Raw genomic sequence first — 9,596 nt, 5'->3', positions numbered from 1 at the left:
TGGCGCGGATTGAGAGATTTGAACTCTCGCGCCGGTTTCCCGACCTACTCCCTTAGCAGGGGAGCCCCTTCACCACTTGGGTAAATCCGCAAACCGACGAGCGAGAAAGCTCACCGATAAAAAAATTGGCGGAGAGGGTGGGATTCGAACCCACGTGACCGTTAAGTCAAACGGTTTTCAAGACCGCCTCGTTATGACCGCTTCGATACCTCTCCATTTTTACTGCCGAATTAATCAGCTTTTATATTATACCACGATGGGGAGCAGTTGTCAAGAAAAAAACGAATCGAACCTTTACAATATATTTTCAACATTTTTGTTAAATGTGCTGATAAACAGCGTTGAAACAAATGAAAGCTCGGATACCTAAGGGAAAAATGCAAAATTCGTGTAAATTTTTTAGGGATTTTCGGAAAATATACTTTACATATCATTGAAATTAGTGTAAAATAAACTATGGATAATTTTTTTGTGAGGTGCTTATATGGAACCAAAGTATAAAAGAGTATTATTGAAGGTCAGCGGCGAAGCGCTCGCAGGCGACAACAAAGCAGGTCTCAACTATGACGTTGTAACGGAAATATGCAAGAGCATAAAGAAGTGCGTCGATGCAGGTGCTCAGGTTGCTGTCGTTGTCGGCGGAGGCAACTTCTGGAGAGGCCGTTCCAGCGGAGCTATGGACAGGACCCGCGCAGACCATATCGGAATGCTTGCCACAACTATGAACGCACTCGCTCTCGCAGATGTTCTCGAGTCTCTCGGCTGCACTGTACGTGTACAGACAGCTCTCCAGATGGCAGCGATCGCAGAGCCCTATATCCGCAACAGAGCCGTAAGACATCTCAATAAGGGAAGAGTCGTTATTTTCGGCTGCGGAACAGGAAACCCCTTCTTCTCAACAGATACAGCCGCCGCACTCCGTGCAATGGAGATACAGGCAGATATCCTCATGAAGGCTACGCTTGTAGACGGCGTGTATGATAAAGACCCCCACAAATACGAAGACGCAAAGAAGTACGATACCCTTACATTTACACAGGTTATCGGACAGGATCTCGGCGTAATGGACAGCACAGCTGCCGCAATGTGCCGTGATAACCACATGAAGATGCTGGTATTCGATCTCAGCCGTCCCGATAATATCTATGATGCTATCATGGGCGGAAATGTAGGAACTGTAGTAAGCGAATAACGAAAGGAATGAAATACTATGAAAGAACAGCTTAATCTCGCTAAGGAAAAGATGAATAAAAGCCTTAACGCACTGGGCAATGAATTTGCTTCCATCCGTGCAGGAAGAGCAAATCCCGGTGTTCTCGATAAAGTAATGGTGGACTATTACGGAGCACCTACTCCCGTGAACCAGATGGCAGCAGTTTCCGTATCAGAGGCAAGAATACTTGTTATACAGCCGTGGGACAAGTCAACACTCAAGCTTATCGAGAAGGCTATACAGGCTTCCGATATCGGCATCCAGCCCGTAAACGACGGAAACGTTATCCGTCTTGCTTTCCCTCAGCTCACTGAGGACCGCCGTAAGGAGCTCTGCAAGAGCATAAAGAAGTACGGCGAGGAGTGTAAGGTAACTGTTCGTTCCATAAGACGTGATACTATGGAAAAGTACAAGGCTATGAAGAAGAACTCGGAAATCACTGAGGACGACCTTAAGGACTGCGAGAAGAAGGTACAGGATCTCACAGACAAGATGTGCGACGATATCGACAAGATGGTCGCTGATAAAGAAAAAGAGATCATGACTGTATAATTGGTGAAATATGGCATTATTCGGAAAAAAGGAAAAAACTGAGCTTACGCTGCCCGAGAAGCTTCCCGAGCACGTAGGCTTTATCATGGACGGAAACGGCAGATGGGCGAAAAAGCGCGGTCTGCCCCGTTCCTTCGGACATCGTGAGGGTGCGAAGCAGTTCAAGAAGATAGTCCGCTACTGCAAGGACATCGGACTGAAGAATATAAGCTTCTATGCCTTTTCCACAGAGAACTGGCAGCGACCTGCCGATGAAGTGAATACTATCATGGAGCTTTTCCGCGATTATATCGTTGATGTAAGAAACTTCCTCAGCGAGAATACACGTATGATCTTCCTCGGCGACAAGAGCGCATTTGACGAGGATCTGCGTGAAAAGATGATAAAGCTGGAGGAGGATACGGCTCATTATACGGAAATGAACCTTATGATGGCTGTAAACTACGGCGGACGCGACGAGATAGCCCATGCTGCAAGGATACTTGCACAGAAGGCTGTAAACGGTGAGATACGTCCCGAGGACATAAACGAACAGGCTGTTGCGGATAACCTTTATACCGCAGGACTTCCCGATGTGGACCTGCTTATCCGTCCCAGCGGCGAGCTGAGACTTTCAAACTATCTTATATGGCAGTGCGCCTATGCGGAGTACTACTTCACAGACGTGCTCTGGCCTGATTTTACTCCCGCAGAGCTTGACAAGGCTCTTATCGAGTACGCTCACAGAAACCGCCGCTTCGGAGGTGTGTGATGCTTACACGAATCATTTCGGGAGCTGTTGGTGTTGTACTCCTCGGTGCAATACTTTTCTTTCATGATACCATAGTTCTTCCCATAGCGGTCGCAGCGATAATTGCTGTTATGCTTTTTGAGCTTCTCCGCGCAGTGAAGCTCCACAAGTGTATCCCGATACTCATAGCGGCAGAAGCCTGCGGAATAGCTGTGCCGATCATTTATGGCATACTCACGAAGCTGACTGTTATCGGAGCTTCCGTTCCGCCGCATTATGAGTTCAAAGCATGGCGTTATGCTCATGATTACAGTATATATGTATTTGGCATAATGCTTCTCTGTGCGTTTATCATTTTTATCACATGGCTTAAAAATCACAAGGAGATACGCTACGAGCAGGTATTCTTCGTACTTGCCGTAATGATACTCGTACCTCAGGCTATGACGACTATGCTCCGCATAGAGAACTATGACCTTGAGAGCGGACTTTTCCTGCTTATCATGGGACTCTGCGGCGCATGGATAGCAGATACGGGAGCATACTTCACAGGTGTAGCTATTGGAAAGCACAAGCTCTGCCCCGAGATAAGCCCGAAGAAAACTGTTGAGGGACTTGTTGGCGGTATAGTTACCACAGCTGTGGTTTATGCTGTCGCATTTTCTGTGTATTATGGCTTTACTGCAAAAAAAGCAGCAATTGCATTTATTACAGGCGCTGTATGTGCAGTCATCGGAACGGTTGGCGATCTATCGGCTTCTATGGTAAAGCGTCAGATAGGCTTCAAGGACTACGGAAAGATAATGCCCGGACACGGCGGACTTATGGACCGCTTTGACAGTGTTCTTTTCGTTCTGCCTACTTTTTATGCATTTATTGCCTTATTCGGCGTACAGTGATATTTCTGAAACGGACTATTCACGGATAGTCCCTTTCGCATTTTATAAAGGACTTTTTCATAAAATATTTTCGGAAGATATTTCCGCGAAAAGAGGAAAATACAATGAACAAAACGGTGTCGATACTTGGCTCGACAGGTTCGATAGGAACGCAGTCTCTCGAGGTCTGCGAGAAGCACGGACTGAAAGTCATAGCTCTTGCGGCTCACAGCAGCATCGAGGCTCTCGAGCAGCAGATAAGGAAGTTCCGCCCTGCTTATGCCTGCATATACAACGAGGAGAAGTATGCCGAGCTGAAAAGGCGTATTTCCGACGTGGGCGTAGAGCTTCTCTGCGGTATGGAGGGACTTTGCAGACTTGCCTCACTCAAAGAAGCAGATATCATACTCAACTCTGTTGTGGGTATGGTCGGACTTCTTCCCACGCTTACAGCTATCGAAGCGGGAAAGGACATTGCCCTTGCCAACAAGGAAACTCTTGTTGCGGGCGGCGAGCTTGTAATGAGCGCTGCTGCAAAAAAAGGCGTGAAGATATATCCCGTTGACAGCGAACATTCAGCTATATTCCAGTGCTTACAGGGCAACAAGCGTGAGCAGCTCAGCAAGATAATACTCACAGCTTCGGGCGGGCCTTTCTTCGGCAGGAGCTATGAGGAGCTCAGGAATGTCACCAAGGAACAGGCTCTTCATCATCCCAACTGGGATATGGGCAATAAGATCACCATAGACTCTGCTACCCTTATGAACAAGGGACTTGAATTCATCGAGGCAAAATGGCTTTTTGACCTTGCTCCCGAGCAGATCGAGATAGTGGTGCACCGTCAGAGCGTGGTACATTCGGCTGTGGAGTATAACGACTACTCGGTAATAGCTCAAATGGGCGTTCCCGATATGAAGATACCGATACAGTACGCCCTGCTTTATCCCGACCGCATGAGCTGTCCCACGGGAAGACTTTCCCTTACGGACTACGGAAAGCTCACCTTTGAAAAGCCAGACTTTGATACGTTCAAGTGTCTGTCAGCGGCTGTTGAAGCCATAAAGCGCGGCGGCTCCTATCCTTGTCTTGTAAACTCGGCAAATGAGGAAGCAGTAAAGGCGTTTCTCCACGATGAGATAAAGTTCATTGATATCGGCGAGACAGTAGCATCGGTGCTTGAAAGCTTTGAGCCGTCGGAAATAAAGAGCTATGAAGATGTCATGAAAGCGGACAGTGCTGCAAGAGCTTATGTAAGAGAACGAATTTCAGCATTATAAGTCATAGATCAGAAAGGATACACACTCAATGGGTATTATATTAGCGATAATCATTTTCGGATTGATAGTTACAGTACATGAATTCGGACATTTCATCTGTGCAAAGCTCAGCGGCATCAAGGTACTGGAGTTTTCCGTGGGAATGGGTCCAAAGCTTCTGCAAAAGCAGAAGGGCGAGACAAAGTATTCCCTGAGAGCTCTTCCCATAGGCGGCTACTGTGCCATGGAGGGGGAGGATTCCACCAACAATGATCCGAGAAGCTTCCGCAATGCTAAGCTCTGGAAACGAATGATAGTTCTTGTTGCAGGTGCGGGAATGAACTTTGTTCTCGGTTTCGTTGCGCTGACGATATTCATATGTACCCTTGCAAAGGTGCCTTCCACGGTAATCAGCGGTTTTTCGGGACAGCGCGATGATGACGGCAACGTGACATATTTTGCAAGAAGCTACGAAACAGGACTGCGCCATGAGGATAAGCTCATATCCATTGACGGAGCAAGGATATACAGTGCATGGGACTTCAACAGTATATTTGAGGATATGTCGGTGAACGAATCCCATACAGTAGTTGTAAAGCGTGACGGACACAGAGTAAAGGTCGAAAATGTTGTATTCCATGACACAGCTGATACCGAAAGCGAACAGGCTGTCGATTTCGGCATAAGGTATTACAAAAAGAATCCTCTGACTGTTATGCGGGGTTCGGGACAGCTGTTCATGACAATGTCTCATGTTATAACGACTTCCCTCAAGCAGCTCGTTTCGGGAAAGGCGAAAAAGGAAGATGTATCGGGACCTGTGGGAGTTGTATCTGCTATCAGTGACAGCGCTAAGGACAGCGAGAGCTTATTGGATGCGATCTGTAATCTGCTCTGGATGACATCGCTGATAACTATAAACGTCGGTATTTTCAATCTTCTGCCTATACCCGGACTGGACGGCGGCAGGCTGCTGTTCTGCATCATAGAGCTTGTACGCCGCAAGCCCGTAAAGCCCGAGCATGAGGGCTATGTACACCTTGCGGGAATGGTGCTCCTGTTCGGTATAATGATATTTGCGACGTACAATGATATAGTCAAACTGTTTACGGGAGGCTTCCATGGCTGAGATATGTCTGCTCGGAACAGGCGGGATGCTCCCGCTGCCCGAAAGATTTCTTACGAGCCTTTATGCCGAGTATAACGGCAAGGCCATACTTATCGACTGCGGCGAGGGAACTCAGGTAGCAGTTGCAAAGCACGGTCTGAAAATGAGCAGGATAGATGTGATACTCATTACACACTGCCATGCAGACCACGTTACAGGGCTTCCGGGACTGCTCCTTTCTATCGGGAACAGCTCGCGGACAAAGCCGTTGGATATCTTTGCTCCCGAGAGCTGTCTGCCCGTTATCGAAAGCCTTATGAGCGTATGCGGCGGTCTGCCCTACAAGGTGGAGCTGCACGGACTGCCAGAGGACAGGAGCTGCGAGTTCGAGGCAGATACGATAGACCCGCTTCTCACAGTAAAGACCATGCCACTTTCGCACAGGGTGAGCTGTCTCGGCTACAGTCTTGTACTCAGGCGCAGACCTGTATTTCTTCCGCAGAATGCAAAGGCAATGAATATCCCCGTGGAGTACTGGAAAAGGCTTCACAACGGGGAGACCGTCACTCTTGCGGACGGGCTGAGAGTTCCGCCCGAGGCTGTTACGGGAGAGAAAAAGAGACCGCTCAAAATAACTTACGTTACGGATACTCTTCCCATACCCGAGCTTGAACTGTTTGCAATGGACGCAGACCTTTTCATATGCGAGGGAATGTACGGCATACCAGAGCGTAAGGAGTCCATGAACGAAAAGTGCCATATGCTCATGCAGGACGCCTGCAATATTGCTTCCGAAGCCGAGGCAAAAAGATTATGGCTCACACATTACAGTCCTGCGGAAAAAGAGCCCTCTGTCTATGCTGACGAACTCAGAAAAATATTTCCCGAGACCGTCATAACCGAGGATGGGGCAAAAATAACTCTGTAGACCGCTCTGACGGAAAACTTTTACTGTAAATGACTATAGGAGAAATGATATGAGAAATGTAAGACCCGTAAAGGTAGGGGACTGCGTCCTCGACGGAAAACATATATACATTCAGTCAATGCTCAATGCTCGTTCCGATGATATCGAGGGCAGCGTAAAGCAGGCTGTTGAGCTTGAAAAGGCAGGCTGTGAGATAATCCGTGCAGCTATACCGAATATGGAAGCCGTAAGGCTTATCCCCGCAATAAAGGAAGCCGTAAGGATACCTCTCGTTGCGGATATACACTTCGATTACAGGCTCGCTCTCGAATCAGCAGCCGCAGGCGTTGACAAGATACGCATAAATCCCGGAAATATCGGCGGTATGGACAGAGTTAAGGCTGTAGTAGATGTCTGCCGTGAAAAGAATATCCCTATCCGCATCGGTGTCAACTCAGGCTCTCTTGAAAAGGAGATACTTGCAAAATACGGTTCACCCACTCCCGAAGCTCTTGTTGAGAGCGCAATGACCCATGCTGCTATGCTGGAGCACTTCGATTTCAATGATATCGTTATTTCCATAAAGTCCTCGGACGTTCGGAAAATGATAGCTTCATACAGACTTGCAGCCGAGAAGTGCAGCTATCCTCTTCATCTCGGAGTAACCGAGGCAGGTACGGAGCGTATGGGACTTATAAAGTCTTCTATCGGCATAGGCTCGCTCCTTTGTGACGGCATAGGCGAGACTATCCGTGTTTCACTTACCGATGACCCTGTACGCGAGATAGAAGCTGCAAAGGATATACTCAAAAGCATCGGAAAGCGCGGCGGCGTCAGAATGGTATCATGTCCTACCTGCGGCAGAACAAGGATAGACCTTGTGAAAGCTGCAAAAATGGTGGAGGAAGCCGTAAAGGATATGGACAAGGATATAACAGTGGCAGTTATGGGCTGTATCGTAAACGGTCCCGGAGAAGCCCGTGAAGCCGATATCGGTATCGCAGGCGGTGACGGCTGTGCAGTTATTTTCAAAAAGGACGGAACTCAGAGAAAGGTAAGCGAAGCGGATATAGTTCCCGAGCTTCTTGCTGAGATCGAAAAGCTCTGAAAAGCCCTTTCATAATAGGGCTGAAATGAGGGCATATTAAACGGAAAACAGTTTAATAAGCAATATATTTTTTATTTTTACAAAATGGTATAAATATTTTGTAAAAAAGGAGTCGTAAAATGCAGGTTAAAATATCCGATTTTCTCAAAGATTATGCTGTCGAATTGCCTGAGAGTATCCTCGGCGGCGAGATATTCAAGCTTACATACACGGAAAATCTTGAAAATATCCGTTTCCATGTACACTTTGACGATCTTGTTCCCAGCGATGATATCTTTGCGTTTGAAAAAGCAGTTGAGACTGCTATAAAGGTGGAGCAGGCAAGACTTGCCTGCCGCTATCCGTCCGAAAAGTTCGGAATGGATTGCTACCCCGAGCTGATAAAGCTGCTCAAGCGTGATATACCTGTTGTCAACGGCTTTCTTGATGACGCGGAGGTTTCTCTGAACAATGAGGAGCTCCGCATACGAATAGTTCACGGCGGCAGGGATATACTGGACAGGTACAGCTTCTGCCGCTGTTTTTCTCAGCTGATATACAATCAGTTCGGTGTACGCGTGAAAGTTATGCTCGACGGTGATACTTCCGTAAGCAGGGAGCAGTTCGACGAGATGATAGAACGCATTGAAGCTGATATGCCCGATCACAGCGATCAGCTCATTCCCGATAAGTCTCCCGATGAGATAAGAGCGGAGGAAGTAAGATCGGTAATACCTACGGTGACTATAGACATAGGCTCTCTCAACAAGGAGTTCGACGCGGAATCTGCCGAGGTAATCAAGGGCAGAGCCATACGCGAAAAGCCTGTTCCCATATGCGAGGCTGTACAGCATCTCGGTGAGAAGGTTGTAGTGGTCGGAGATGTTTTTGCCGCCGAGATGAAGGAGGTGCGCGGTGAAAAAACTGTCGTAACCTATGATGTCACCGATTACAGCGGCTCACTCAAGCTAAAGATATTTGCAAAGAACGAAGAGGTCGAGGAACTGAAGCTCGGCTCCATAAAGAGCGGAGCGACGCTTCTTGTATCGGGAAAGCTGGATTATGATTCATTTGCGAGAGATATCGTTATATCAGTAAATTCTCTCATCAAGGTTAAACGTATCCCGAAAACGGACAACTATCCCGAAAAGCGCGTGGAGCTCCACTGCCATACGAATATGTCGGCTATGGACGCTGTTACCGATCCTGTTACCCTTATCAGCAGAGCTGCGGAATGGGGACATCAGGCAATGGCGATCACCGATCACGGCAATGTACAGGCTTTCCCTGATTGTATGTATAATATGCCCAAGAACTTCAAGGTCATATACGGCATGGAGGCCTACGTTGTAAATGACATTGAGCGTGATATGGTCATATACGGCAGCGATGACCGTTCCTTTGACGATGAGATAATCATTTTTGACGTGGAAACTACAGGTCTCAGCTTCCGTAATGACCGCCTTACGGAGATAGGCGCGGTAAAGCTGAAAAATCTGCAGGTAGTTGACGATTTCAACACAAAGGTCAACCCGGGATTCCATATTCCCGAGCATATAACCGAGCTTACAGGCATAAGCGATGCCGATGTGGCAAATGCTCCCGACGAGGAAGAAGCTCTTAAAATGTTCATGGAATTCTGCGGGGACAAGCCTGTTATAGTTGCTCATAACGCAAGATATGATACAACCATGATTGATCAGGCGCTGAAGCGCAGGAATATGACCTTTGAGTATACATGGATAGATACACTTGTTATGTGTCAGTCCATGATGCCCGAAATGGGACGTCACAAGCTCAATCTCGTTGCAAAGCAGCTCAAGCTGGGAAAGTTCGATCACCACAGAGCTTCCGATGATGCTCTT

Annotated in this window: 9 protein-coding genes and 2 tRNA genes; 9 read left to right on the top strand and 2 right to left on the bottom strand. The window is 47.6% G+C overall.

All coding sequences use genetic code 11. From position 1 onward, the window contains the following. A tRNA-Ser gene (locus Q0R37_RS13695) sits at positions 1 to 90 on the bottom strand. A 36-nt stretch (positions 91 to 126) separates the two neighbouring features. Further along, a tRNA-Ser gene (locus Q0R37_RS13690) sits at positions 127 to 215 on the bottom strand. 269 nt (positions 216 to 484) lie between these two features. Between Q0R37_RS13690 and pyrH the strand changes: the two genes are divergently transcribed. From pyrH to Q0R37_RS13645, 9 genes are all read left to right on the top strand, one after another. Next, the gene (gene pyrH / locus Q0R37_RS13685) at positions 485 to 1,192 is read left to right on the top strand and encodes a UMP kinase (RefSeq protein WP_294755116.1); all 708 of its coding nucleotides are present in this window, start codon (positions 485 to 487) and stop codon (positions 1,190 to 1,192) included. A gap of 18 nt (positions 1,193 to 1,210) precedes the next feature. Next, positions 1,211 to 1,765 (top strand): ribosome recycling factor, encoded by a 555-nt coding sequence (frr, locus tag Q0R37_RS13680; RefSeq protein ID WP_294755115.1) that lies wholly within the window; start codon positions 1,211 to 1,213, stop codon positions 1,763 to 1,765. A 10-nt stretch (positions 1,766 to 1,775) separates the two neighbouring features. After that, on the top strand, positions 1,776 to 2,516 hold the full coding sequence (gene uppS, locus Q0R37_RS13675; RefSeq protein WP_294755114.1) for a polyprenyl diphosphate synthase: 741 nt from the start codon (positions 1,776 to 1,778) through the stop codon (positions 2,514 to 2,516). Further along, positions 2,516 to 3,394, top strand: coding sequence for a phosphatidate cytidylyltransferase (locus tag Q0R37_RS13670; protein ID WP_294755113.1), 879 nt, complete (start codon positions 2,516 to 2,518; stop codon positions 3,392 to 3,394). Before uppS ends, Q0R37_RS13670 begins: the two co-directional genes overlap by 1 nt. Before the next feature lie 104 nt (positions 3,395 to 3,498). Continuing rightward, positions 3,499 to 4,650, top strand: coding sequence for a 1-deoxy-D-xylulose-5-phosphate reductoisomerase (locus Q0R37_RS13665; RefSeq protein ID WP_294755112.1), 1,152 nt, complete (start codon positions 3,499 to 3,501; stop codon positions 4,648 to 4,650). Positions 4,651 to 4,678: 28 nt separating this feature from the next. Next, complete coding sequence (locus Q0R37_RS13660) at positions 4,679 to 5,758, top strand: site-2 protease family protein (RefSeq protein WP_294755111.1); 1,080 nt, start codon at positions 4,679 to 4,681, stop codon at positions 5,756 to 5,758. Beyond that, positions 5,751 to 6,665 carry a ribonuclease Z gene (locus Q0R37_RS13655; RefSeq protein ID WP_294755110.1) on the top strand — a complete coding sequence of 305 codons (915 nt, stop codon included), beginning with the start codon at positions 5,751 to 5,753 and terminating at the stop codon, positions 6,663 to 6,665. The genes Q0R37_RS13660 and Q0R37_RS13655 overlap by 8 nt, the downstream gene beginning before the upstream one ends. A 49-nt stretch (positions 6,666 to 6,714) precedes the next feature. Continuing rightward, positions 6,715 to 7,752 (top strand): flavodoxin-dependent (E)-4-hydroxy-3-methylbut-2-enyl-diphosphate synthase, encoded by a 1,038-nt coding sequence (gene ispG / locus Q0R37_RS13650; RefSeq protein ID WP_294755109.1) that lies wholly within the window; start codon positions 6,715 to 6,717, stop codon positions 7,750 to 7,752. A gap of 119 nt (positions 7,753 to 7,871) precedes the next feature. Next, a partial coding sequence (locus Q0R37_RS13645) for an exonuclease domain-containing protein (protein ID WP_294755107.1) occupies positions 7,872 to 9,596 on the top strand: 1,725 nt, incomplete at its 3' end.

This window comes from uncultured Ruminococcus sp., from assembly GCF_946415235.1.
In the GTDB taxonomy this organism is placed as follows: domain Bacteria; phylum Bacillota; class Clostridia; order Oscillospirales; family Ruminococcaceae; genus Ruminococcus.
The sequence above is the reverse complement of the archived record's forward strand: the minus strand, read 5'-3'. Positions and strand labels throughout refer to the sequence as shown.

What these genes read in the sequence shown, in the direction of transcription:
- Q0R37_RS13655 (WP_294755110.1), top strand. Translation starts at nt 5,751, where the DNA reads ATGGCTGAGATATGTCTGCTCGGAACAGGCGGGATGCTCCCGCTGCCC.
- Q0R37_RS13665 (WP_294755112.1), top strand. Translation starts at nt 3,499, where the DNA reads ATGAACAAAACGGTGTCGATACTTGGCTCGACAGGTTCGATAGGAACG.
- frr (WP_294755115.1), top strand. Translation starts at nt 1,211, where the DNA reads ATGAAAGAACAGCTTAATCTCGCTAAGGAAAAGATGAATAAAAGCCTT.
- pyrH (WP_294755116.1), top strand. Translation starts at nt 485, where the DNA reads ATGGAACCAAAGTATAAAAGAGTATTATTGAAGGTCAGCGGCGAAGCG.
- ispG (WP_294755109.1), top strand. Translation starts at nt 6,715, where the DNA reads ATGAGAAATGTAAGACCCGTAAAGGTAGGGGACTGCGTCCTCGACGGA.
- uppS (WP_294755114.1), top strand. Translation starts at nt 1,776, where the DNA reads ATGGCATTATTCGGAAAAAAGGAAAAAACTGAGCTTACGCTGCCCGAG.
- Q0R37_RS13670 (WP_294755113.1), top strand. Translation starts at nt 2,516, where the DNA reads ATGCTTACACGAATCATTTCGGGAGCTGTTGGTGTTGTACTCCTCGGT.
- Q0R37_RS13660 (WP_294755111.1), top strand. Translation starts at nt 4,679, where the DNA reads ATGGGTATTATATTAGCGATAATCATTTTCGGATTGATAGTTACAGTA.